The organism is Sneathiella sp. P13V-1, from assembly GCF_015143595.1.
Classification (GTDB): domain Bacteria; phylum Pseudomonadota; class Alphaproteobacteria; order Sneathiellales; family Sneathiellaceae; genus Sneathiella.
Map to the genome: position 1 here is coordinate 170663 of NZ_WYEU01000001.1, position 23776 is coordinate 194438.

21 protein-coding genes are annotated in these 23776 nt (G+C 48.5%); 13 read left to right on the forward strand and 8 right to left on the reverse strand.

Annotated elements, in window-relative coordinates:
- The first annotated feature begins 2 nt into the window (after nt 1–2).
- Together GUA87_RS00840 and GUA87_RS00845 are read left to right on the forward strand one after the other, a co-directional pair.
- Nucleotides 3–1976 carry an acetyl/propionyl/methylcrotonyl-CoA carboxylase subunit alpha gene (locus GUA87_RS00840; RefSeq protein WP_193714638.1) on the forward strand — a complete coding sequence of 658 codons (1974 nt, stop codon included), beginning with the start codon at nt 3–5 and terminating at the stop codon, nt 1974–1976.
- Entirely contained in the window at nt 1976–3130 is a 1155-nt protein-coding gene (locus GUA87_RS00845; RefSeq protein ID WP_193714639.1) for an acyl-CoA dehydrogenase family protein, read from the forward strand. The genes GUA87_RS00840 and GUA87_RS00845 overlap by 1 nt, the downstream gene beginning before the upstream one ends.
- Before the next feature lie 36 nt (nt 3131–3166).
- Here GUA87_RS00845 and GUA87_RS00850 read toward each other — a convergent pair whose 3' ends face one another.
- Complete coding sequence (locus tag GUA87_RS00850) at nt 3167–3622, reverse strand: EF-hand domain-containing protein (RefSeq protein WP_193714640.1); 456 nt, start codon at nt 3620–3622, stop codon at nt 3167–3169.
- A 130-nt stretch (nt 3623–3752) separates the two neighbouring features.
- Between GUA87_RS00850 and GUA87_RS00855 the strand changes: the two genes are divergently transcribed.
- From GUA87_RS00855 to GUA87_RS00870, 4 genes are read left to right on the forward strand one after another with little or no spacing between them, the layout of a single operon-like run.
- Nucleotides 3753–4613 (forward strand): crotonase/enoyl-CoA hydratase family protein, encoded by an 861-nt coding sequence (locus GUA87_RS00855; RefSeq protein ID WP_193714641.1) that lies wholly within the window; start codon nt 3753–3755, stop codon nt 4611–4613.
- A complete protein-coding gene (locus GUA87_RS00860; protein WP_193714642.1) occupies nt 4601–5230 on the forward strand; it encodes a TetR/AcrR family transcriptional regulator in 630 nt (209 codons plus the stop codon). The genes GUA87_RS00855 and GUA87_RS00860 overlap by 13 nt, the downstream gene beginning before the upstream one ends.
- A gap of 33 nt (nt 5231–5263) precedes the next feature.
- Complete coding sequence (locus GUA87_RS00865) at nt 5264–5695, forward strand: acyl-CoA thioesterase (RefSeq protein WP_193714643.1); 432 nt, start codon at nt 5264–5266, stop codon at nt 5693–5695.
- A gap of 1 nt (nt 5696) precedes the next feature.
- Entirely contained in the window at nt 5697–6602 is a 906-nt protein-coding gene (locus tag GUA87_RS00870; RefSeq protein ID WP_193714644.1) for a thioesterase family protein, read from the forward strand.
- A 58-nt stretch (nt 6603–6660) separates the two neighbouring features.
- On the opposite strand, the gene GUA87_RS00875 is transcribed toward GUA87_RS00870, so the two are convergent.
- The 7 genes from GUA87_RS00875 to GUA87_RS00905 all read right to left on the reverse strand — a co-directional run bounded on the left by GUA87_RS00875 (nt 6661) and on the right by GUA87_RS00905 (nt 17147).
- On the reverse strand, nt 6661–8796 hold the full coding sequence (locus GUA87_RS00875; protein WP_193714645.1) for a 3-hydroxyacyl-CoA dehydrogenase NAD-binding domain-containing protein: 2136 nt from the start codon (nt 8794–8796) through the stop codon (nt 6661–6663).
- A 15-nt stretch (nt 8797–8811) separates the two neighbouring features.
- The gene (locus GUA87_RS00880; protein WP_193714646.1) at nt 8812–10020 is read right to left on the reverse strand and encodes an acetyl-CoA C-acetyltransferase; all 1209 of its coding nucleotides are present in this window, start codon (nt 10018–10020) and stop codon (nt 8812–8814) included.
- A 25-nt stretch (nt 10021–10045) separates the two neighbouring features.
- Nucleotides 10046–11182, reverse strand: coding sequence for an acyl-CoA dehydrogenase family protein (locus tag GUA87_RS00885; protein WP_193714647.1), 1137 nt, complete (start codon nt 11180–11182; stop codon nt 10046–10048).
- A 144-nt stretch (nt 11183–11326) separates the two neighbouring features.
- The gene (locus tag GUA87_RS00890; RefSeq protein ID WP_193714648.1) at nt 11327–13117 is read right to left on the reverse strand and encodes an acyl-CoA dehydrogenase C-terminal domain-containing protein; all 1791 of its coding nucleotides are present in this window, start codon (nt 13115–13117) and stop codon (nt 11327–11329) included.
- A gap of 11 nt (nt 13118–13128) precedes the next feature.
- The gene (locus tag GUA87_RS00895) at nt 13129–15462 is read right to left on the reverse strand and encodes a 3-hydroxyacyl-CoA dehydrogenase/enoyl-CoA hydratase family protein (protein WP_193714649.1); all 2334 of its coding nucleotides are present in this window, start codon (nt 15460–15462) and stop codon (nt 13129–13131) included.
- Between the two features lie 2 nt (nt 15463–15464).
- Entirely contained in the window at nt 15465–16601 is a 1137-nt protein-coding gene (locus tag GUA87_RS00900) for a thiolase family protein (protein ID WP_193714650.1), read from the reverse strand.
- Between the two features lie 96 nt (nt 16602–16697).
- Entirely contained in the window at nt 16698–17147 is a 450-nt protein-coding gene (locus GUA87_RS00905; protein ID WP_193714651.1) for a MerR family transcriptional regulator, read from the reverse strand.
- A 306-nt stretch (nt 17148–17453) separates the two neighbouring features.
- Between GUA87_RS00905 and GUA87_RS00910 the strand changes: the two genes are divergently transcribed.
- From GUA87_RS00910 to GUA87_RS00940, 7 genes are all read left to right on the forward strand, one after another.
- Nucleotides 17454–17765, forward strand: coding sequence for an ArsR/SmtB family transcription factor (locus tag GUA87_RS00910; RefSeq protein ID WP_193714652.1), 312 nt, complete (start codon nt 17454–17456; stop codon nt 17763–17765).
- 110 nt (nt 17766–17875) lie between these two features.
- Nucleotides 17876–18796, forward strand: a complete 921-nt coding sequence (locus GUA87_RS00915; RefSeq protein ID WP_193714653.1) for a sulfite exporter TauE/SafE family protein — start codon at nt 17876–17878, stop codon at nt 18794–18796.
- Nucleotides 18797–18800: 4 nt separating this feature from the next.
- On the forward strand, nt 18801–19568 hold the full coding sequence (locus GUA87_RS00920; RefSeq protein WP_193714654.1) for a TIGR02186 family protein: 768 nt from the start codon (nt 18801–18803) through the stop codon (nt 19566–19568).
- A gap of 113 nt (nt 19569–19681) precedes the next feature.
- Nucleotides 19682–20932 carry an MFS transporter gene (locus tag GUA87_RS00925; RefSeq protein ID WP_193714655.1) on the forward strand — a complete coding sequence of 417 codons (1251 nt, stop codon included), beginning with the start codon at nt 19682–19684 and terminating at the stop codon, nt 20930–20932.
- Nucleotides 20933–20939: 7 nt separating this feature from the next.
- A complete protein-coding gene (locus tag GUA87_RS00930) occupies nt 20940–21755 on the forward strand; it encodes a CoA transferase subunit A (RefSeq protein ID WP_193714656.1) in 816 nt (271 codons plus the stop codon).
- Nucleotides 21752–22480 carry a CoA-transferase gene (locus GUA87_RS00935; protein WP_193714657.1) on the forward strand — a complete coding sequence of 243 codons (729 nt, stop codon included), beginning with the start codon at nt 21752–21754 and terminating at the stop codon, nt 22478–22480. The genes GUA87_RS00930 and GUA87_RS00935 overlap by 4 nt, the downstream gene beginning before the upstream one ends.
- Nucleotides 22481–22529: 49 nt before the next feature.
- On the forward strand, nt 22530–23729 hold the full coding sequence (locus GUA87_RS00940) for a CaiB/BaiF CoA transferase family protein (protein WP_193714658.1): 1200 nt from the start codon (nt 22530–22532) through the stop codon (nt 23727–23729).
- Nucleotides 23730–23776 lie beyond the last annotated feature (47 nt).

A 23776-nucleotide genomic window follows, 5' to 3' on the forward strand; every position in this document is an offset into this window, starting at 1 on the left:
CCATGAGCCGCTTTTCAAAAATTCTGATAGCGAACCGCGGCGAGATTGCCTGCCGCGTCATTCGCACTGCCCATGAAATGGGATACAGCACCGTTGCAGTTTATTCCGAAGCAGATGCGGATGCCCTTCATGTCGCGATGGCAGACGAAGCTGTGCTGATTGGTCCCGCGCCGGTTGGTGAGAGCTATCTTGATATGGATCGCATTTTCAGCGCCGCCGAAGTAACGGGTGCCGATGCTATCCATCCGGGTTACGGCTTTTTGTCCGAAAATGCTGCTTTTGCGAAAGCCTGCGAAGAAAGAAACATCACTTTCATCGGCCCCTCAGAAGAAGCCATCGACGTTATGGGCAACAAGGCGGAAGCCAAGCGCCGAATGATTGACGCAGGGGTCCCTTGCGTTCCCGGTTATGAAGGCGAAGATCAATCTGACAGCCACTTCATTAAGGCGGCTGATGAAATTGGTTTCCCCGTAATGGTCAAAGCCGCCGCTGGCGGTGGTGGCCGCGGAATGCGGCTGGTGGCAAAACCAGAGAAGCTTGAAAAAGCACTGGCAACAGCCCGAAGTGAAGCTGAAAATGCCTTTGGATCGGGTGAGCTGATTTTGGAAAAGGCGGTTATCGAACCGCGCCATATTGAAATTCAGGTTTTTGCAGATAGCCACGGGAATGTGGTGCATTTGGGAGAGCGGGATTGTTCCATTCAACGCCGCCACCAGAAAGTCATCGAAGAAGCCCCCTCTCCTGCGGTTTCTGAAGAATTACGTCAAAAGATGGGTGCTGCCGCCGTTGCTGCGGCCAAAGCGATTAATTATCGCGGCGCAGGTACCGTTGAGTTTTTGTTGGGCGCAGACGGTTCCTTCTATTTCCTTGAAATGAACACCCGACTTCAGGTGGAGCATCCAGTTACGGAATGCATCACCGGCTTTGATTTGGTGGAGTGGCAATTACGTGTGGCTCGCGGGGAAGTATTACCTTCCTTACAGGATGACATCGTCTTGTTTGGTCATGCCATCGAGGCACGCCTTTATGCGGAAGACCCTTATAAAGACTTCTTGCCAAGGGTAGGTACCTTGGTAAGTTGGCGCCCCGCAATTGGCGAAGGGCTTCGGTGCGACCATGGTTTGGTAGATGGCATCGAAATTACGCCTCATTACGATGCCATGATCGCCAAAGTCATCGCTTATGGTGAAAGCCGTGAAGATGCGCGTCTACGCCTGATCCGGTCGTTGGAGCAAACACAGGATCTGGGACTGACCACGAACCGCCAGTTCCTGATCGATTGCCTGAAGCATGACGCTTTCACCAATGGCGAAGCGACAACAGGCTTTATTGAAAGCTATTTCCCCAAGAAGACAAGAACACGGCCAGAACCTACGAAGCAGGATATCGCCCTCGCAGCGTCACTTCTATTTGCCATTCAGCAACATGATACGGGGTCAGACACGGACGGATGGGATAGTGCGGCGATTAATATCTCACCAATGGTCGTTGAAGTGGGAGAAAACAAACATTCTTTCCAAATTCAACAAAATGATTTGTCATCCTACTTAGTAAGAGCAGGTGAGGAAGAATGGAACATTTCGTTCCTTGATGAATTTGACACTGAAATTCGCGTACTTTTGAACGGCGTTCAAAAAACCATACATTTTGCAGAAGATACTGACCTGCTTCACATCGCTGTAGGGGCATTGACTTTCTCTGCTCGCGAAGTAACGCTCGCGCCAGCAGGTAGTGCGGACGGCGCAGGTGACGGCCGAATAGCTGCCCCAATGAACGGTCGCGTGATCGACATCCTGGTAAAAGCAGGTGACAAGGTAGAAAAAGGTCAGATCGTTGCCATGCTGGAAGCCATGAAAATGGAGCATGAAATCCCGGCACGCATTTCAGGAACTGTCACGTCTATAGGCGCGAAGAAAGACGATCAGGTCGCCTCCAAAGCGATGCTGGTTGAAATCGAAGCAGAGGAGGACGCGTAATGGACCTTTTGGAACGCACTCTTCCCCCTTTTTGCAATGAGGATCATGTCGCCTTTCGCGATATGCTTCGGAAATTCGTTGATACGGAAATAGAACCTTTTGCCAGCGAATGGGATGAAGCCGAAACTTTCCCAAAAGAGCTTTATAAGAAGGCCGGAGAGATAGGCCTGCTTGGTGTTGGATTTCCTGAAGAGTATGGCGGGGTAGATACGGATATCTTCTATGGCATTATTGGCGCGGAAGAACTTTCCCGTGCCGGTGCAGGTGGTCTGACCGCCAGTTTGATGAGCCACACCATTGGCGCACCACCTATCAAAAATGTGGGTACTGAGGAACAAAAGAAGAAGTATCTTCCAAAGATCCTCTCAGGTGACATGATTTCCGCTCTGGCCATTACAGAACCAAGCGGTGGATCCGACGTTGCTAACCTCAAAACAACGGCCGTTCGTGATGGTGACCACTATGTTGTGAACGGGTCAAAAACCTTTATCACATCGGGTATGCGGGCTGACATTTACACGGTTGCTGTTCGAACAGGTGAACCCGGCATGGGCGGTATCTCCCTTCTTCTTATTGAAAAAGACACCCCCGGTTTTGATCAAACTCCGCTAAAGAAAATGGGTTGGTGGGCATCCGATACAGCGACGCTTTATTTCGACAATTGTCGTGTCCCTGTTGAAAATCTGTTAGGCGCGGAAAATATGGGCTTCCCGGCAATTATGCTTAACTTCAACTATGAACGGTTGTGGTTGGCTGCGGGGTGCGTCTCTTTTGCGCGAACCTGCTTTAATGAAGTTGTGGAATACGCCAAAGAACGCATGGTTTTTGGCAAACCTCTATCTGAGAAACAGGTCATCCGCCACAAACTTGTCGATATGGCACAACGCATCCGCGCAACTGAAGCCTATATGGATTTGGTGGCCTATAAAGTTGAGCAAGGTGAGCAACCTGTTGCGGATATCTGCATGTTAAAAAACCAGGCAACTGAAACCATGGAGTTTTGTGCCCGGGAAGGTGTGCAAATCATGGGTGGGGCCGGATTTATGCGAGGCCCTAAGGTGGAACGGATTTACCGTGAAGTACGCGTCAATGCCATTGGCGGAGGCGCCGAGGAGATCATGAGAGATCTTGCTTCCCGCCAGTTAGGTATCTAAGGAAAAGGGCCGGAGATTAACCCGGCCCTTTTTTATTTATCCTTTGCCGTGTCCATGATGGCCACGAAACTCTTCTTTAAACATCTTCTTCGCTGCCTTCATTTCTTCTTTAGTCAGGCTACCATTGCCATCCGCGTCGGCTTTCCTGAAATTCTGTAGAACAAAGTCAGTTACTTCCTGTTCACTCAACTCTCCGTTTTTATCGGAATCCAGCGCGCCAATCATAAAATCCATGCGCGCTTCACGCATCATTTTGCGGCCTTCCTTCGCTTCTTCTTTAGTGATAAAGCCATCGGAATCAGTATCCATTTTTTCAAACATGTTTGACCAACGGGGATCAATTTCATCTTTGGAGATCTTTCCGTCTTTGTTGGTGTCGTGACGATCAAACATACGCTCGTGTTTGTAACTCTTCACCTCAGTTGCTGCATATACAGCTGCCGGAACCGCCAGCATAACTGCGCCAATTACAATCATAGTCACTTTTTTCATAACAGGTCCTTTCGGTTGGTATCTGACTATGAAACGGAGCTGAAAATCTTTTCCGTCGTTTTATTTTTTATTCTTTTCTTGAACCTCGTTCATTTTTATGAACAATATATCAAAAATCACGGAGAATGAGATGACAGAAACAGAAAAAGATATCGTTCTTTACGAAACAGAGGGCCGCATTGCGCGTGTTACACTTAATCGCCCACATGCCCTGAACGCCATTTCAGATGAACTTCCCAAAGCCATTCGAAACGCTATAGAGCGGGCGAATGCGGATGACGATGTTCATGTGATTATTCTTCAAGGCGCAGGCAAAGCGTTCTGCTCTGGCTACGATTTGAAGATGTACGCACAGAAGGAAGGCCCTAACGCCGGTGTTCAGGAAATGCCGTGGGATCCGACCCTCGATTACAAAATGATGATGGGAAACACACAGGATTTCATGAGCATCTTCCGCTCCTACAAACCGGTGATTGCCAAAATCCATGGATATGCGGTTGCTGGCGGCAGTGACATTGCCCTGTGTGCGGATATCGTGGTGATGGAAGATACTGCGAAAATTGGTTATCCCCCTGCTCGTGTTTGGGGCTGCCCAACAACGGCAATGTGGGTCTACCGCCTTGGTGTTGAAAAAGCCAAACGTATGCTGCTGACGGGTGATCTTGTAACGGGTGTCGAAGCTAAAGAAATGGGGCTAGTGCTGGATGCAGTGCCTTACGACAAACTGGAAGAGCGGGTCATGGAACTTGCGAAACGTGTCGGATCCGTTCCCAAGAACCAGTTGATGATGCAAAAAATGATGATCAATCAGGCACTGGATAATATGGGTCTGATGTCCACACAGATGACAGCGACCATTTTCGATGGTATCACCCGTCATAGCCCTGAAGGAATGGGTTTCAAGTCACGCGCGGAAGAAGTTGGTTTCCAACAGGCCGTGAAGGAACGTGACAGTGGTGAAAATATTGATTGGGCCAAATGTCAAAAATAGACCGTAAATCCCGCAAAGAAGAAGTCCAGGAATATAAGAAACAAAAAATCCTGGAAGCTGCCGAAGTCCTTTTTCGCGAAAAGGGACTTGATGGCACAACCATGCGGGCAATCGCGACGCGCGCCGGATATTCCACCGGTGCGCCATACGCCTATTTCCAATCGAAAGAAGAGATTTACGCTGACCTGCTGGCGATGTCGCTCACCCGCCTTTCCAAATATATTAAAGACAAGGTTAGCAGGGCATATTTAAGCGAAGGAAAAGCCCGCGCCGCTGTTTTCGGGTACTTCAAATACTATTTTGATCATGCTGAAGATCTTCAGCTGGGACTTTACCTATTCTCCCCTGGTGAAGTGAAAAAACAAGGCTTTTCCAAGGAAACCAATCAGCATTTGAATAGCCGTCTTCTGTCCACATTGGGGTATATTGCAAACTGCCTGCATGATCTTGATGATGTAGATGCCCATTTGGCGCAGCGGGAAACGCTGGATGCCATAACCTACATTACGGGTACATTAATGCTGCATAGTACCGGACGCCTTGCCATTATCGGATCCGCGCCGGAAGAAATGATCGACCGTTATATAGATCAAATGCTAAAAAGGTTGTCAGCATAGATCTAAAATAACAAAGCGGGAGACAACCCCCTGATGAGCAGGTATCACGAAACCTATCGGGGTCACGTTCAGGCCAGTCAACTGGACTTGATCGGACATATGAATATCCAGTATTACCACACCACAATCAGCCTCGCGATGCAGAACATTTTCAGGCTGCTCGGCCACACTCCTGACATGTTTAAAAATGAAGGAAAAGGGTTCGCAGCAGTGGAGCAGCACTGCAGATATAAAAGTGAGCTTCTGGCTGGTGACATCATCCATATGATGAGTGGTTTAAAAGATTTTACCTCCAAATCCATTACAATCCATCATCAGCTTTTTAATAGCAGCACCGGAGAAGTTTCTTTTGATTGCGAAATGACCGTTCTTCATTTCGACATGAAAAACAGAAAAGTCACGTCCTTTAGTGAAGACCAATTATCGCACTTGGAATCCATGAAACTAAATGAAGGGGAGGCCTGACATGACTGAAAAACTCATCCCTTCCTACCGTGGCGCCGTTGAAGCATGGGAATGCGATCAGATGGATCACATGAACGTGCAGTTCTATTCCGACAAAGCCTCCGCGGCCTTAGCTCATCTGTTGAATGCGTTGGGCCTCACCCCTGCGCGTATCCGTGAAGAAGGCAAAACCCTTCGCTACAAAAACCTTCGTATTCAGTACAAGGCCGAGCTACGTGGCGGCAGTTTGATTAGTGGCGTTTCCGGAATTCGGTCAGCAGACAAAACAGAAATTCGAGGATTTACAAATCTCTACAACACTGGAACCAGTGTTCTTTCCTGCAATCAGGAATTTGCTCTTGTCTATCAGGATCTAAAATCAGGTGAAATTGAAGACATCCCTGATGACATTCTGGAAGCGGCGAAGGTGCTGTGCGATGAACATGTAAAGGAATATGCCCCCAAACCGATCCAGCATACAATCATACCTGCGACCCCGCTCGACAATATGTTCGAAACGAACCGCTCTGCTGTTGATGTATGGGAATGTGATCTTTGGGGTAACATCGAAACCAAGCAGATCGTCGCCCGTTTTTCAGATGCCGCCAGTCACATCATGGCGCATGTTGGGATCACCCGGGATACTTTTAAAGATCGCAATCTGGGCTCTGCTGCGCTTGATTATTATATGGAGTTTCATAACCCCATTAAGGAAAGCCAAAGCCTCGTTTTGAAAAGCGGACTTTTGGATCGCATGGAAAAACTCTTCGTCTTCGGCCATCAACTTATCGACTGCGATACAGGGAAAGTTGCGAACACAACAACCGTTCTTGGCTGCTATTTCGATATGACAAAACGGAAATCTGTTCAGCTACCGGAAGAGTACCGAAGGATACCCGAACAGAATTTGCTTCGGTCTCAACTCTAGGACAAAAAAAGGCGCGATATCAATCGCGCCTTTTTCACTTGGTACTATCGGGAGGAACTTAAGCTGCGTAGAACTGTTCGCCCTTGTCGGCCATATCACGCAGCATTTTTGGAGGTGTGAAGCGAGCACCATATGCTTGCGCAAGGCGATCACATTCAGATACGAAATTGCCGACGCCATCCGTATGGATCTGACTGATGGCACCGCCGCGGAAAGGCGCAAAGCCCCAACCTAGAATAGAGCCAACATCCGCATCTTCTGCAGACGTCACCACATTCTCTTCCATGCAGCGTGCTGTTTCCACCGACTGGATATAGATCAGGCGTTTGATAACTTCATCGACACTTGGCTGCTCTGCCTCAGGCAGCTGTGGGAAGTGTTCTGCGAGACCCGCCCAGAGGTGCTTTTTGCCTCCTTCAGGATATTCGTAGAAGCCTTTGCTTTCACGCTTACCAACGCGCCCAAGCTCTTCCACCATTTTGTTGACAACCGGATCGGCTGGTGATGGCAGATATTTGTCGCCAAGGTCTTTCTGAGTCTGATTACGGATTTTGTAGATCAGATCCAGCGCAACCTCATCCGCCAACGCAAGTGGTCCAACTGGCATACCTGCCTGTTTACCCGCATTATCGATCAAGGCTGGGTTCACACCCTCAGCAAGAAGCGCGATACCTTCGTTCACATAAGTTCCGAACACACGGCTTGTGTAGAAGCCACGGCTGTCATTTACAACAATCGGCGTTTTGCGGATCGCTTTCACATAGTCCATGGAACGGGCAAGCGTTTCCTGGCTTGTATCCTTACCGCAGATGATTTCCACCAATGGCATTTTGTCCACTGGTGAGAAGAAATGCAGGCCAATAAAGTTGGCTGGACGCTGACTGGCTTCCGCCAAACCTGTGATCGGCAGCGTAGACGTGTTGGAGGCAAAAATCGCTGTTTCTGGGATCACCGCTTCGGATTTTGCAGTAACATCAGCCTTGATTTCACGATTTTCAAATACAGCTTCAATAACCAGCTCAGCACCTTCAAGTGCTGCGTAATCAGTTGTCGGCGTGATCAGCCCAAGGATTTTATCCGCCTTGTCCTGATCCATCCGTTTACGTTGCATGGCTTTTTTCAGAAGGTTCTCTGAATAGCCTTTGCCGCGCTCAGCTGCTTCCTGATCCTGATCGATCAGAACAACTTCGACGCCCGCCATCGCAGTGACATAAGCGATACCAGCGCCCATCATACCCGCACCCAGCACACCAACTTTGGTGAATTTCTGTGTTGGGATGTCTTTTGGACGTGAGGCCAGTTTGTTGGCATTGCCGATACCGAAGAACAATGAACGGATCATGTTCTTGGCTTCTGGAGACATACAGGTCTTCACGAAATACCGTGTTTCGATTTTAAGACCGCTGTCGATATCCACACAGCAACCGTTATAGACGCAGGACATGATATTGGTCGCCGCAGGATAGTTGCCTTGTGTTTTCTCATGCAACATGGCGTTACCGGCGGTAAAGGTCATCATACCTTTTGGTGTCATTGGTGCACCGCCCGGAATACGGAAACCTTTCTTATCCCAAGGCTGCACGGCATCTTCCGGCTTTGCATTCATCAACCATTCTTTCGCACGCATCAAAAGCTGATCTGCTGGCACAACTTCTTCGATTGCCCCTGCCTTAAGCGCCTTTTCAGGGCTTAAATGCTTACCTTCAAGAAGCAATGGAAGGGCTGGCTGAATGCCGATAAGGCGTGGCAGACGTTGTGTGCCACCGCCGCCTGGCAGCAAACCAACTTTGACTTCTGGAAGGCCTATTTTGGCTTTTGGATTGTCGGCCGCAATACGGCGATGACACGCAAGGCAGATTTCAAAACCACCGCCAAGCGCTGTGCCATTGATCGCTGCAACAAACGGCTTTCCACCTTTTTCCATGGAACGGAACAGCATCTGCAATTCCATACCATTTGCGAACATTTCTTCAGCACCGCTCCAACCCTGAAGCATTTCAAGATCAGCACCTGCAATAAAGTCAGGTTTTGCAGATGTGATAATCACACCTTTGACATCTGCGTCTGCAATTGCTTTTTCGACGGCCTCTTTAAACGCTGGAATACTACCGTTGTTCAGCACATTCATGCTGCGATCAGGCATATCCCAGGAAATGGTTGCGATACCATCGCTATCAACTGAATAATTGATCATTGTTACTTTCGCCCCTTACACACGTTCGATGATTGTCGCTGTACCCATACCGGCACCCACACACAGGGTAATCAGTGCAGTATTCTGGTCACGACGTTCCAGTTCATCCAGAACAGTCCCCAGGATCATTGCGCCAGTGGCCCCCAGTGGGTGACCCATAGCGATTGCACCGCCATTCACATTGATTTCACTGTGATCCACATTCATCACATCCATGAAACGAAGAACCACGCCGGCGAAGGCTTCGTTCAACTCCCAAAGATCGATATCCGCATTTGTCATGCCAGCACGCTTCAGCGCCTTTTCAGCCGCATAGCTTGGACCTGTCAGCATGATGGAAGGTTCGCTACCGATGGACGCGAAAGATCTGAAACGCGCACGTGGTTTCAGGTTCATTTTCTGGCCAGCTTCTTCGTTGCCGATCAGAACCGCAGCCGCACCATCCACAATACCGGAAGAGTTACCAGCGTGGTGAACGTGGTTCAGGCTTTCCACTTCCGGATAACGCTGCTTGATCACGCCATCAAAGCCATACTGCTCACCCTGAACTGCAAATGAAGGATCCAGTGCACCCAAAGACTGCATGGTTGTTTCCGGACGCATATGTTCATCATGATCCAGAATGGTCAGACCGTTCATGTCTTTTACAGGCACAACAGAGCCTTTGAAGTAACCGTTGTCCCACGCGTGTTTTGCGCGATTTTGGCTTTCTACCGCATAGGCATCTACGTCATCGCGGCTGTAGCCCCATTTAGTACAGATCATATCTGCACCGATACCTTGTGGTGCAAAATATGTTTTGAACGCTGTTTCAGGGTTCATGGACCAAGCTCCGCCTGATGATCCCATTGGAACACGGGACATGCTTTCAACACCGCCGCCGATAGTGACGTCGCTTTGGCCGGACATAACCTGAGCAGCTGCCATATTCACAGCTTCCAGACCAGACGCGCAGAAGCGGTTGATCTGAACACCTGAGGCGCTTTCTGCATAACCTGCATGCAAAGGCGCAACACGGCCGATAACAGCGCCCTGCTCACCCACAGGCTCCACACAACCTAGGACGACATCATCCACGAGGGATGTATCCAATTCATTACGATCCCGAACAGCTTCAAGTGCAGCTGCCGCGAGCTCTACCGGAGACACTTCATGCAGGCTACCGCTCGCGCGGCCTTTACCGCGCGGTGTGCGGACTGCATCATAAATAAATGCTTCAGTCATTCTTAATTTCCTCCACTCTGCCGGCTTATAGCTGACGGCTGATAATTTCTTTCATGATTTCATTTGTACCGCCGTAGATCCGCTGAACACGGGCGTCGGCATAGGCACGGGCAACGCGATATTCCCACATAAATCCGTAGCCACCGTGAAGCTGCAAGCATTCATCAATGACTTTATTTTCAAGGTCGGAGCACCAGTATTTCGCCATGGCAGCTGTATCAACAGCAAGCTCACCCTTCATCAGCTCTTCAATACACCGGTCCACAAAGACACGGGCGATCTGAACTTCGGTTTTCACTTCCGCCAGTTTGAACTTGGTGTTCTGGAACTGAATGACATTGCGACCAAAGGCGGAACGGTCTTTTGTGTATTCAATGGTTTCTTCCAGGATCGCTTCCATTGTGCCGCATGCACCGATAGCAATCTGCAGGCGTTCCCAAGCCAGTTCCTGCATCAGGCAGATAAAGCCATTACCTTCACCACCAAGGATCGCGCTTTCAGGCACACGAACATCATCAAAGAACAGCTCTGCAGTATCTTGCGCTTTAAGGCCCAGTTTATCTAGATTACGGCCTTTCTCGAAACCAGGGGTTCCAGTTTCAACAAGGAACAAGGTTGTTCCTTTTGCACCGGCTTCAGGATCAGTTTTCGCAACAACGATGACCAGATCGCACATATACCCATTTGTAATGAAGGTTTTTGATCCATTGATCACATATTCGTCGCCATCTTTGATCGCGCGTGTTTTCACGCCCTGAAGGTCGGAACCAGCGGCAGGTTCAGTCATGGCAATCGCACCGATCATTTCACCACTGGCCAGCTTTGGCAGATATTTTTTCTTCTGCTCTTCTGTTCCGTAGTTAAGGATGTAAGGCGCAACAATTTCAGAATGCAGACTAAAACCAGGACCTGATGCCCCTGCGCGCGCCTGCTCTTCCATCATGATGACACTGTAAAGTTTGTCTGCACCTGCTCCGCCATACTCATCTGGAATAGACATACAAAGAAGACCCTGACGGCCTGCTTCCAACCAAGCCTCACGACTAATTTGCCCATCTTTTTCCCACTGGGCGTGATACGGCATGATGTGCTCGTCGTAGAATTTGCGCACTGATTCCCGGAAGATATTGTGCTCTTCCTCGAAGATGTTTCTTTCAATCATTATCCAGAACCCTTAACTTATTGTTTTATTTTGTTTATTTTATCTTTTTTGACAATTTGTCAATTTACTGACAAAAAAATACCGCCCAAAAACGAAAAAGCAATAATAGTGTTGACCATTATTGCTTTTTCTTCAAGGGCCGACTTAGAACGCTTCTGCGTCCAATGCCATCATTGTTTTAGAACCAGCGGACATTTTCACCAGAAGTGAGGAAACATCCGGGATCATGCGCTCAAAGAAGAACTGGGCTGTGATTAGTTTGGTTTCGAAGAATTCTTTATCTTCTGCACCATTAGCCAGTTTCTCTTTGGCAATTTTCGCCATCTGAGCCCACATGTAACCGAGGGCAACCAAACCGAACATATGCAGATATTCAGTTGAGGCTGCGCCTGCTTCATCCGGGTTCTTCATTCCTTTTTCACCGATCATGGCAGTTGCCTGCTGCAGTTTCGCAAAGGCTTTTGCCAGTGGCATGATGTAATCTTTCATTTCGGGGTTCATCATATTTTCCTGAATGAAAGCATCTACCGGGTGGAAGAAACGACGGAGTGAACGACCAAGGTTGGATGGTATTTTACGTCCCACCAAATCCAGTGCCTGAATACCGTTCGCACCTTCATAAATCTGCGTGATGCGGGCATCACGAACAAACTGCTCCATCCCCCATTCGTGGATGTAACCATGGCCACCGAAACATTGCTGTGCAACCGCTGCCAGCTCAAAACCTTTGTCAGTGAAATAGGCTTTAATAACTGGTGTCAGAAGACCAAGGGCTTCATCTGCCGCGTCACGCTCTTCCTGTGTCTGGCCTTTTTCAACCATATCCACCTGAAGAGCTGCCCAAAGACCAAGGGCACGCGCCCCTTCAGAAAACGCACGACACATCAGAAGATTACGGCGAATATCAGGATGTACGATAATCGGATCTGCTGCTTTTTCTGGTGCTTTCACACCAGTGATGGAACGACCCTGAATACGATCTTTTGTGTATTCAACTGCGTTCTGATAAGCGACTTCAGCCTGTGACAGGCCTTGAATACCAACGCCAAGACGGGCCGCGTTCATCATGGTGAACATGGCACGCATGCCTTTGTGTGGATCACCCAACAGGTAACCTGTTGCTTCGTCGTAGTTCATCACACAAGTTGAGTTTCCGTGGATACCCATTTTGTGCTCAATAGAACCACAGGATACACCATTACGCGCGCCTGGGTTTCCATTTTCATCCAAAACAAATTTTGGAACGATGAACAATGACACACCTTTAATGCCTTCTGGACCACCTGGGATTTTGGCAAGAACCAAGTGAATGATGTTATCACTCATGTCATGCTCACCGGCGGAGATGAAGATCTTGGTGCCGGAAACCTTGTAGCTTCCATCTTCCTGAGGTTCAGCTTTTGTGCGCATCAGACCAAGATCCGTACCACAATGTGGCTCGGTCAGGTTCATGGTACCTGTCCACTCACCTGAGGTCATTTTCGGAAGGTACGTTTCTTTCTGTTCCTGCGTACCGTGTTTCAGGATGGCAGCAGATGCACCATGGGTGAGGCCCGGATACATGCCAAAAGCCATGTTTGCGGAGCTCATCATTTCAGCGAGGCTGACACCCAGAAGATGAGGAAGGCCTTGACCACCAAATTCTTCTGGAACATCGATACCACCCCAGCCACCTTCGCAATAGGCTTGGTACGCTTCTTTAAATCCGGTTGGTGTGGTGACTTCACCGTCATTCCACTTACAACCTTCTGTATCACCCACCTGATTGAGAGGCTGAATAACATCTCTCATCAGTTTGGAGCCTTCCTCAAGAATGGCATCCACCATGTCCGGTGTCGCATCCTCAAATCCTGGCATATTTGTCATCTTGTCCAGACCCAGAAGGTCATTAAGGACAAATTTGATGTCTTTAACTGGTGCGTTATAAATTGGCATCTCGTCTCTCCCTAATTACGCAGTGGCTTACCGGTTGTCAGCATATGCTCAATCCGGAACAGTGTTTTCTCATTGCGGATCAGGTTCATGAAACCTTGCTGCTCTAGCTGCAGAAGTTTCTTCTCTGATACCGTTTCCGTCATGTCAGTGTCGCCACCGGACAGAACTTTGGCAATTTCACCGCTGACAACAGCATCATATTCAGTTGCCTTGCCCATAGTGACAAAGCCCTGTACGGCCATATCGAAGGCTGCAGCCGCAGTTGGTCCCGGCAAGGATACTTCGGCCATTTCAGGGGCCTCATACCCATCAACCATGGAAAGCGCTTTAGCTTTCGCATCAGCCAGAACACGTTTACGGTTCATTGTAATCTCATCACCTTCACGAAGGATCAGCATATCACGGCACTCTTCAGCGCTGGTCGCCACTTTCGCAGTTGAAATGTTTTCAAATACAGAAGCAATCGCTGGCATAGCGCCGCCCGGACGTTTTTTGTTGGACAAAGCACGCACGACAAGCTCTTTACATCCGCCGAAACCAGGCAACACACCGACACCGACTTCCACAAGACCCATATAGCTCTCACAGTGGGCTTGAACAGTATCCGCAGCCAAAACAATCTCACAGCCACCACCAAGTGCCATACCCGCAGGAGCCGCGACAACAGGGAACGGTGCGTATTTCAATTTCAGCAGCGCATTTTGACCTTCGCTGATGGAATTTTCAATCACCGGCCACATCGCGGCGTTAGCAGCAAACAGGACCACGCCAACATTGGCACCAACAGAGAAGTTGTCAGCGTCATTACCGATGACAAGGGCTTTGAAGCCTTTCTTATCGATCTTCACTGCTTCCTGAAGCATGCTCACAACATCCTGATCAATGCTGTTCATCTTGGTGTGAATTTCAAGACAGGCAACACCGTCACCAAGATCCCAGATGCTGGCACCTTTGTTGGAAACAACAGGTTCTTTACCGCGCTTGATATCCGCCAACATCCATGCACCTTCGGCAACTGGAATTTCGGCGTAATCACCTTCAAGCGTCATGTACAGGTTCTGCGTTCCATCTTCTTTGTAAAGCGGGCGATCGCCAACTTTTTCAAGGAAGGCTGGAACTGGCTTACCTTCTGCTTTCAGGCGGTCCATGAAATACTGGTTGCCCATCTGGTTCAATTGCTCGAACGGGCCATATTTCCAGGCGTAACCTGTTTTCATGGCACTATCGATACCCAGAATATCGTCTGAGATTTCCCCTACCAGATTGGCAGAGTATGAAATGACGCGAGACAGAATTTCCCAAGCATATTTTGATCCCTGATCATCAGCCTCCAGAAGGGCACGAAGGCCTTTCTTCGCCGCACGAACAGATTTCAACATTGGTTTTTCTGCTTTTGCATATTCGCCTGTCTTAAGATTGCGGGCCTCTTTAACTTTGCGGCCGCCTTCTTTATTCATGCGATAAAAACCACCTTTGCCTTTACGGCCTGTGTAACCTTCATCGATCATTGTCATAATCGTGGAGACCAGCGGATGATTTTCATCATATTCCTGACAGAAAGGATCACTTTCCGGCAGTTCATTCAACATGCTGGCGTTCACCTTCGGACCAAGGTCGATACCAGTGAGATCCCCAAGACCAAAGATACCTGTGCTTGGAATACCCATAGGTTTACCGCAAACTGCATCTGCTTCTTCAACGGTAAGGCCAAGATCAAAGGCTGATTTCATGGCAACGAAGGACCAGTAGATACCGATACGGTTACCGATAAAGCCTGGTGTGTCGTAACAATCGACAACTTCCTTACCCAACGCTTTATCCGCAAATTCACGAAGCTCTTCGATCGCGTCATCGCGTGTCAGCTCGCCTTTAACCAATTCAAACAAACGCATGTAACGAGGTGGGTTAAAGAAGTGCGTAATCGCAAAGTCTTTTTGCAAGCTGTCAGGCATTCCGTCCATCAGTGTTTTGAGCGGAATGGTAGACGTATTGGACGTCACAATGGAGCCGGCTTTACGAACACCATCAAGCTTCTTGTACAGATCCTGCTTCAGGCCCGGATGCTCAATAATCGCTTCCACGATCCAGTCGCAATCGGATACCAGATCCAGATTGTCTTCCAGGTTACCTGTCGTAATGCGACGTGCATTTTTCTTGTGCGTGAACGGTGCAGGTTTGGTTTTCAGCATGGTTTTCACCGCGCCTTCTGCCAACATATTCCGGTTATCTGCGCCTTCTGGGACAATATCCAGAAGAACAGCGTCATATCCTGCGTTGGTGACATGTGCGGCGATCGCCGCCCCCATGACACCTGCGCCGATAACGGCTACTTTCTGAATGGCCATGATTAGCAGGCCTCCAGAACAGTTGCGATACCCTGACCGCCACCGATACACTGTGTTGCAAGACCCAAGGACTTACCTTCACGCTGCAGAAGGCTAGCAACTTTACCTGTGATACGCGCGCCTGTGGCACCCATTGGGTGACCCATAGCAATCGCGCCACCATCAATATTTGTATTGTCGTAACTCATGCCAGCTTCTTTCAGGACAGCCAGTGACTGCGCTGCAAAAGCTTCGTTCAGCTCGATAATGTCAATATCAGACAGTTTTAAGCCAGCACGTGCCAGCGCTTTTTCTGTCGCAGGAACTGGACCAATACCCATGATTTCAGGCGCACAACCGGCAACCGCGATAGACTTAATGCGTGCCATTTTGTTCAGGCCATTTGCATCAGCATATTCTTCAGAACAGATCAGTGTTGCAGACGCACCGTCAGTAAGCGGTGAAGATGTCGCCGCAGTGACTGTGCCCGCTGCATCAAATGCTGGGTTCAGACCTGCAAGCGTTTCCATTGTTGTTTCAGGGCGAATACAACCGTCTTGCTCAATACGTTTGTTGCCATCAACAATTGGAATGATTTCGTCATCGAACTTGCCAGCGGCGCGAGCGGCAGCAGCGCGAGCATGGCTTTCAACAGCCATCTCTTCCTGTTCTTGACGAGAAATATTGTACTGCTTCGCAAGGTTTTCGGCTGTGATACCCATGGAAACATAGGCTTCTGGGTATTCTTTATAAAGACGTGGGTGCGGTGCTGGGTTAAATCCGCCCATTGGCACACGTGTCATGCTTTCAATACCACCACAAATAAACACATCGCCTGCACCCATCTGGATCGCACCGGCCGCCATGTGAATGGCCTGCATGGAAGAGCCGCAGAAACGGTTTACTGTCGTTGCCGCCGCTGTTTTTGGAATACCGGCCAGGAAACTAATGATACGGGCAACGTTCAACCCCTGCTCTGCTTCTGGAAAAGCACTGCCGATGATCACATCTTCGATATCTTCGACATTCACACCAGTTTTTTCAACAAGCCCTTTAACAACCTGACCTGTTAGTTCGTCAGGACGTACTTTTATCAGCTCTCCTTTATTCGCGAGTGTGAACGGAGAACGACTGTATCCTGCGATGACCACGTTTTTCATGATCCAGTTTCCTTTCAAATTTTCCTCTGGCAAGGTTTATTAATACAAAATAGAACGCGCCAAATCTGATTTACCGATTGGTTTAAATTTATGGGATTAAGCTAACTTTTTACCTTCTGGTATTTCCCCTGAAACGCGGGCTTCCAGATAATCTTTCAAATCCGCAATTCCGGCCTCAAGCTCTTCGATTGCATCATTAATGTCTTTGCGCTGCACCAAGAGCTTTTCCAACTGATCATTACATTTCTGCAATGTATATTTCAGTTGCTCCATTGGCTCTTCACCCGGATCGTACAGATCAATCATCTTCTTGATCTCCTGCAAACTAAACCCAAGGCGACGCCCTCTCAGGATAAGCTTCAATCGCGCGCGATCCCCTCTGGAATAGACACGCGTCAAACCCTGACGTTCTGGTGCAATCAGGCCCTTATCTTCATAGAACCTAATCGTTCTAGAAGTTACTTCGAACTCTTCTGCGAGATCGGTTATGGAATAAGTTATTGCTTCCATCATCTCCCCATGCCGGGCAACATCAATAAACAGCATTCTAATTGACGTTTACGTAAACGTCAACTTCACATTCCAGAAAGAAGCATGAATAGAATTCACTTTTTAACCAATACAGTTAATATTCAGGTGCATTATCAACATTTTTTGGTATACTCTCGCGCTAGCGAATCAATAAGCTGACATAACCATGTAGGCTTATAACTTCTATATAAAGCTCTGATCGATCTTTAGTAGAGGTGCTATACGGGGCGATCATTTTTGTCGGAATGCCGACATATGCCTTCGGGCGAAAGTATATTTAGTTGTTTTACATTTTGTGCCATCTGGGGGGAGGTACTTGATATGGGAAATGAATCCACTACCGGTCGGGACTTTTCTGGCCTCACTGACTCACTGGGTAAAGCCAGTAAAATCCTTAAATCTATGGGAAATCAACGCAGGCTGGAAATTCTGGCCTGTCTATCTGAACAGGAAATGTCTGTCGGGCAGCTGGAGCGGACGATTAAAATAAGCCAATCCGCCCTTTCTCAGCATTTAGGCAGGCTTCGCAGGGATGACATTGTCACAACGCGTCGAGACGCACAGACAATCTTTTATTCCCTGTATGACGATAAGATCAGGCAATTGTTAAGATCAATAGAGCTGGCTGCGTAATCATTTTTTACTATCGCAACTCTTTTTTTATTTGATCTTGTTACATTGACGGCAATTTTATTGTATAGGCAAATATAATTATATTTGCCTTTTCCGGAAATTGAGCCCGAATGCCTATTTATTTACCTATCGCCGAGATTTCAGTGAATCTTTTCCTGATACTTGGCATGGGTGGGGCTGTGGGCTTTTTATCCGGACTGTTTGGCGTTGGCGGGGGGTTTCTAATGACCCCGCTACTCATCTTTACCGGCATCCCGCCTGCAGTTGCCGTGGCGACCGGTGCCAATCAATTGGTTGCCGCCAGCGTATCCGGTGTCCTTGCACATTGGAGGCGTGGCAATGTTGATTTTAAGATGGGTACCGTCTTGTTGGTTGGCGGTGTTATCGGATCAGGCTTTGGCACCTGGATTTTTACGCTTCTGAAATCTGCAGGCCAGATCGACCTCATCATTTCCCTCTCTTACGTGATTTTCCTGGGTGTTATCGGCGGGTTGATGCTTGTAGAAAGCGTTGGGGCGCTTCTTCGAAGCCGAAAAGGAAACGCACCCCGAAAGAAACTACACCAGCATTATTGGATTCACGGCCTCCCGTTTAAAATGCGGTTTCGCAAATCCAAGCTATACATCAGCGCCCTGATGCCCATCGGCCTTGGATTTCTGGTTGGCATTTTGTCCGCCATCATGGGGGTGGGGGGCGGTTTTATCATGGTCCCCGCCATGATCTATCTGCTTGGAATGCCAACATCTGTCGTGATCGGCACTTCTTTATTCCAGATCATTTTTGTCACTGCAAATGTGACCCTTCTGCACTCCATCGCAACTCAGACCGTTGATGTTATGCTTGCGCTCCTCTTGATGAGCAGCGCAGTTGTAGGAGCTCAGTTCGGAACACGTATCGGTGCACGATTAAGAGGTGAGCAGCTCCGCTCACTGCTCGCAGCGATCGTGCTTCTCGTCTGCGGCAAACTGTTCCTTGATCTTGTCTTGACGCCGGAGGATCTCTATTCCATCGGCTTGCTAAACGAAAGATAAGATCATGAAGAAAGCCATCCTCTTCATACTGTCGTTAAGCGCATTGATCATCAGTAGTTTTAGCTTAGCCAAGGCAGACCAATCCCTCGTCACCGATATTTCCTCTCATTTAATCTCGGTGACATCTGATTTTACCGGCACCGAGCTTCTGCTGTTTGGAAAAATTGAATCCATTAGAGAAAACAACCCGTCTCGACATGGAGATATTATCGTTGTGGTTCGCGGCCCTTTGAAAGACCTACTCATTCGTAAAAAGGAACGTGTGCTCGGCATTTGGGCTAACACCCAATCTTTAGATATTCAAGCCGCACCTGGCTTTTACGCCATGCTTAGCAATCGTCCCGTTATGGAAATCTCTGACGAAAGCACTTTAAGAAGGCTTAAAATCGGGCCCGACAGACTGAATCTTGAGAGCAAACAAACTCTAAAACCAAATGATGAATATGCAGAGGCCGTTGTTCGTCAGAGAAAGCAGGAAAATCTCTTTGTACAGAATGAAAAAGGTGTTCAGTTTCTTGGTAATCAGCTTTTCCGATCTTCTGTCTATTTTCCGGCAAATGTACCCGTGGGCAACTATGTCTCTGAAGTATATTTCTTTGAAGATGGCGAACTGATTAGCGCCCAAACTTCCCCCTTATTTATCAAAAAATTTGGATTGGGTCGGCGCATATACGACTTCGCTCAGCAATACCCGGCGATCCACGGAATTTTGGCAATTATCCTTGCACTATTTGCGGGTTGGCTGGCCTCAGCAATCTTCAGAAAAGACTGACCCTATCGGCAAGGTATTTGGCAAAATCGCTGCAAGCTGATAAACTTGAGGCTTCTTGGGGTAACAAAATCAATAAAAATCCCGCTCATCGCGCCCCTTGACCGGAGATCATCTTGCTCGCCTCGCGCAATTCTGAATTTACAACCATGTCAGTGCTTGCCCTCATCATTTGCTTTGCCATTGGTGTCGTTGGGCGAATGCTGCTGGAACATTTCCCGAACCTAGTTCCTGAATTTTCAAGCGAATTTGGTTGGTCCCGCAGTTCCATTGCCTCCATTTTTTCGTTATGCGCCCTCACCCATGGGATCACGGGTCCGTTTGCCGGATGGATGTTCGATCGCTTCGGCCCTGTCATTGTTTTTTCTACCGGTTTTTTCTTTGCGGGCAGCGGACTGATCATAACCGGTTTTGGCAGTGAGCTTTGGCATATGTATGCGGGTCTTGGCTTGATGGTGGGGCTGTCAGCGGCACTTTGTGGCAATGTTCCAAATTCAACGTTAATATCCAGATGGTTTGATGCAAAACTCCCCCTCGCTCTGTCAATCATCTTCTCAGCGTATGGCGCAGGAAGTTTCGTCGGCCTATCCGCATCACAGTTTTTGATCACGAAGCTCGGCTGGAGAGATGCTGAAATTTATCTTGGCCTCGGCATCCTCGCCACAATGTGTGTTTTGTGGCTTTTGCCATGGAAGAAACTGTCATCCGGACTAAGCAAAAATACGACCAGTTCTTCTGATCACACTCTCCACCAAACCCGCGACATCACCCTGAAAGAGGCTATCAAAACACCTGCTTTCTGGGGATTGAGTGGGGTCTTCTTCTTTACAGCCAATGGAACTTACGGAACTTTATTCCAAAGCGTTTCCTATCTCATCCATCGAGGCTTAGCACCTCTTGAGGCTTCCTTTAATCTTGGCTTAACCGGGATACTTGTTCCGCCAGGAATGATCTTCTGCGGCTATCTGTTGACGCGTTTCAATATCATTGTCATCGGATACTCTACCCATATTTTCACCGCCATCGCTATAGCCAGTTTGTGGCTGTTTGACGGGGGCGAAAATCGGTTTTTCCTTTATGCCTTTATTATCTTCTTTGGACTGACCGCAGGAACCAGAGCCCCTATTGCAGGATCTCTTGCCAGCCGTTTGTTCAAAGGGCGGAATTTTGGTGTCATTTACGGAAGTATCTCGGTAGGGGGCGGTGTCGGTATTGCCATTGGCTCCTTTATGAGCGGCTTTATTTTTGATATCACTCAGAGTTACGGTGCTGCTTTTGCCTATGCTGGAACCTGTATGCTGATCGGAGGCTTACCGATTTTGCTAATACCGACTTTGCGCAAAGCCGGATCACAAAACAGAGGATAATAAGAACATGTTTGTGACATTAGAAGAAATTGCAGCCAAGATACCCGACGGTGCAAAGCTCGCCGTTCCGGCGGATTACGCAGGCATTGCGATGGCGGCAACCCGGGCACTCATCAGACGAGGCGTCAAAGATCTGCATATTGTGGGTGTCCCAACCAGCGGCTTTCAATCCGAACTACTTATCGCGGCAGGGTGTGTTAAAACCTATGAAAGCTCAGCTTTGACGCTTGGGGAGCATAATCCCCCCTATTGTTTCAATAATGCCATCAAGGAAGGTACAATCCATATCGTTGACGCTACCTGTCCGGCTATTCATGCGGCATTGCAGGCGTCACAAAAAGGGGCACCTTTTGCGACGCTCCGCGGTATCATTGGCAGCGATATTGTCAATCATCACCCTGATTGGAAAGTTATTCAAAACCCGTTTTCAGATAGTAATGATCCCGTTGTCGCCATTCCGGCAATCCAACCAGATGTGAGCCTTTTCCATGCCCCCCTTGCCGATCGAGAGGGCAACATATGGGTTGGTCGCCGAAGAGAACTCATCAATATGGCGCAGGCCTCCAAGACGGCCTTGGTGACGGTTGAAGAAATATCGGAGACAAACCTGCTGGAGGATGAAACCACTGCGGCAGGTACTTTGCCCGCACTTTACGTGGGCGGCATTGCACACGTTTCGAAAGGATCCTGGCCGCTAGGCTTCTGGCAGGGAGATGGTGAAGACAGTGATCATCTCCGCCTGTTTAAAGATATGAGCCGAAACGACTCCACTCTTCAGGAGTATTTAGCCGAGTATGTTTTTGGATCAGGGAGCGCGTCATGAGCGACATAGAAAACAAAAAACTACTGATCTCTTTTATTGCAGGCCTTCTGAGTGACTGCAATCATGTGGCTGTCGGCGCCTCCTCACCTATACCGGGGGCCGCTGCACTCCTAGCGAAAGAAATGTGGGGATCTCCTCGACACATCAATATTCTGGGATCGGTGAAAAACAACTTTTTCACAAATGGCGCGCAGGAACTGTTTGACTGCGCCGCACAAGGTCGCATTGACGCTTTCTTCCTTGGTGGCGGTCAGATAGACGGATCTGCAAATATCAACCTGATGGGACGGGGGGAATACCCCTACAACACGCCCAGATGGCCCGGCACCTTTGGCTCTGCGTATCTTTACATGCTGGTCCCAAAGGTCATTCTATTCCGCGAGGAACATTCAAAACGGGTTCTGGTCGATAAAGTGGAATTTATAAGTGCGCCGGGCGTTAGTGAGCCTGACACTTACCGAAAAGGGGGACCTTATGGTCTTCTGACCACCAAAGCCTTTTTCCTTTTTGATAAGGAAAAGCAATGTTTCAAACTTACTCATATCCACCCCGGCAGTTCGCTCGAAGATATTTTGGACAACACCGGATTTGAGTTCGATTATGACAAAGAGACGCAGACAACACCTTTACCTTCGGAAGAGATGATGCATCTTCTTATGGCAAAGGTTGCCCCAACGTTGAAGGAAGTTTATCCTCACTTTGCCGACACGGTGCTTGCCGCCTGAAGGCCAACAACTAACAACGAAGACCCCGATTTCTGAAAGTATTCCTGTAATGGCTTCAAAGACTGCCCTCCAAGGGTTGAAAGTAATTGATCTCTCCCGCGTACTTGGCGGACCTTTCTGCACTCAAATCCTTGCGGATCATGGCGCAGAGGTCATTAAAATCGAGCCGCCCCAAGGTGATGAAACACGCACTTGGGGCCCTCCGTTCAATGAACATGGGATTTCAGCTTACTTCTCAGGAGCCAACAGAAATAAACGCTCCATCGCTTTGGACATTCGAAGTGAACAAGGTCAGGAGATTCTCCTCAAACTTCTGGAAGATGCCGACATTATTGTTGAAAATTTCAAGACAGGTTCCATGGAAAAGTGGGGCCTTGGCTATGATGACGTTCTCTCCCAGAAATTCCCGCGTCTTATCCATTGTCGCGTAACCGGATTTGGCGGTGATGGCCCCTTTGGAGGCTTTCCAGGATATGACGCTGTCATTCAGGCATGGGCAGGGCTAATCAGCGTAAACGGATCGCCAGAATCTGGTCCTGTTCGTGTTGGTATCCCCCTCGTTGATCTTGGCACTGGCATGAACGCCGTGATTGGCATTCTGATGGCGGTAAATGAACGCCACACTTCTGGAAAAGGTCAATCTGTTGAAGTTTCTTTGTATGATACAGGCATCCAGCTTCAGCACCCGCATGCGGCTAACAATCTGATGAGCGGGAAAGCGCCGGTTTTGACGGGCAATTCCCATCCGAACATTGCGCCTTACGATTTATATGAAACAGCAGGCACACCGATTTTCCTTGGGATTGGAAATAACGGTCAGTTCAGAAAACTCTGTACGGCGTTGGGCTACCCTGAAATCGCTGAGGAAGAGCGGTTTATTGATAACAGTGCGCGCCTTGCGCATCGCCAAGAATTAAATGATGTTTTGGCAAAACTATTGTCTGACAAAGACGGCGTGTCTTTTGCGACCGAACTATTAGATGCTGGTGTTCCAGCTGGTGCCGCGATGTCCGTTCCCGAAGCCCTTTCACACCCTCATACAAAACATCGTGAAATGGTGGTTGAGAAAGATGGGTATCAGGGAACCGGCGTTGCCATTAAACTCAGCCGTACCCCCGGCAGTGTTAGATCCATTCCTCCTGGATTTGGCGCAAACGGTCGCGACATCCTGTCGGAAATTGGATATAGTGAAAAAGAAATATCTGATTTTGCTGAAAATGGCATATTGTGGGAGCAGCCAAAAACATAACGGCAAAATCTGTTGGGGCGCATCTACCGATTGGGGTTCTTAATCCC

What these genes read in the sequence shown, in the direction of transcription:
- GUA87_RS00840 (WP_193714638.1), top strand. Translation starts at nt 3, where the DNA reads ATGAGCCGCTTTTCAAAAATTCTGATAGCGAACCGCGGCGAGATTGCC.
- GUA87_RS00845 (WP_193714639.1), top strand. Translation starts at nt 1,976, where the DNA reads ATGGACCTTTTGGAACGCACTCTTCCCCCTTTTTGCAATGAGGATCAT.
- GUA87_RS00850 (WP_193714640.1), bottom strand. Translation starts at nt 3,622, where the DNA reads ATGAAAAAAGTGACTATGATTGTAATTGGCGCAGTTATGCTGGCGGTT.
- GUA87_RS00855 (WP_193714641.1), top strand. Translation starts at nt 3,753, where the DNA reads ATGACAGAAACAGAAAAAGATATCGTTCTTTACGAAACAGAGGGCCGC.
- GUA87_RS00860 (WP_193714642.1), top strand. Translation starts at nt 4,601, where the DNA reads ATGTCAAAAATAGACCGTAAATCCCGCAAAGAAGAAGTCCAGGAATAT.
- GUA87_RS00865 (WP_193714643.1), top strand. Translation starts at nt 5,264, where the DNA reads ATGAGCAGGTATCACGAAACCTATCGGGGTCACGTTCAGGCCAGTCAA.
- GUA87_RS00870 (WP_193714644.1), top strand. Translation starts at nt 5,697, where the DNA reads ATGACTGAAAAACTCATCCCTTCCTACCGTGGCGCCGTTGAAGCATGG.
- GUA87_RS00875 (WP_193714645.1), bottom strand. Translation starts at nt 8,796, where the DNA reads ATGATCAATTATTCAGTTGATAGCGATGGTATCGCAACCATTTCCTGG.
- GUA87_RS00880 (WP_193714646.1), bottom strand. Translation starts at nt 10,020, where the DNA reads ATGACTGAAGCATTTATTTATGATGCAGTCCGCACACCGCGCGGTAAA.
- GUA87_RS00885 (WP_193714647.1), bottom strand. Translation starts at nt 11,182, where the DNA reads ATGATTGAAAGAAACATCTTCGAGGAAGAGCACAATATCTTCCGGGAA.
- GUA87_RS00890 (WP_193714648.1), bottom strand. Translation starts at nt 13,117, where the DNA reads ATGCCAATTTATAACGCACCAGTTAAAGACATCAAATTTGTCCTTAAT.
- GUA87_RS00895 (WP_193714649.1), bottom strand. Translation starts at nt 15,462, where the DNA reads ATGGCCATTCAGAAAGTAGCCGTTATCGGCGCAGGTGTCATGGGGGCG.
- GUA87_RS00900 (WP_193714650.1), bottom strand. Translation starts at nt 16,601, where the DNA reads ATGAAAAACGTGGTCATCGCAGGATACAGTCGTTCTCCGTTCACACTC.
- GUA87_RS00905 (WP_193714651.1), bottom strand. Translation starts at nt 17,147, where the DNA reads ATGCTGTTTATTGATGTTGCCCGGCATGGGGAGATGATGGAAGCAATA.
- GUA87_RS00910 (WP_193714652.1), top strand. Translation starts at nt 17,454, where the DNA reads ATGGGAAATGAATCCACTACCGGTCGGGACTTTTCTGGCCTCACTGAC.
- GUA87_RS00915 (WP_193714653.1), top strand. Translation starts at nt 17,876, where the DNA reads ATGCCTATTTATTTACCTATCGCCGAGATTTCAGTGAATCTTTTCCTG.
- GUA87_RS00920 (WP_193714654.1), top strand. Translation starts at nt 18,801, where the DNA reads ATGAAGAAAGCCATCCTCTTCATACTGTCGTTAAGCGCATTGATCATC.
- GUA87_RS00930 (WP_193714656.1), top strand. Translation starts at nt 20,940, where the DNA reads ATGTTTGTGACATTAGAAGAAATTGCAGCCAAGATACCCGACGGTGCA.
- GUA87_RS00935 (WP_193714657.1), top strand. Translation starts at nt 21,752, where the DNA reads ATGAGCGACATAGAAAACAAAAAACTACTGATCTCTTTTATTGCAGGC.
- GUA87_RS00940 (WP_193714658.1), top strand. Translation starts at nt 22,530, where the DNA reads ATGGCTTCAAAGACTGCCCTCCAAGGGTTGAAAGTAATTGATCTCTCC.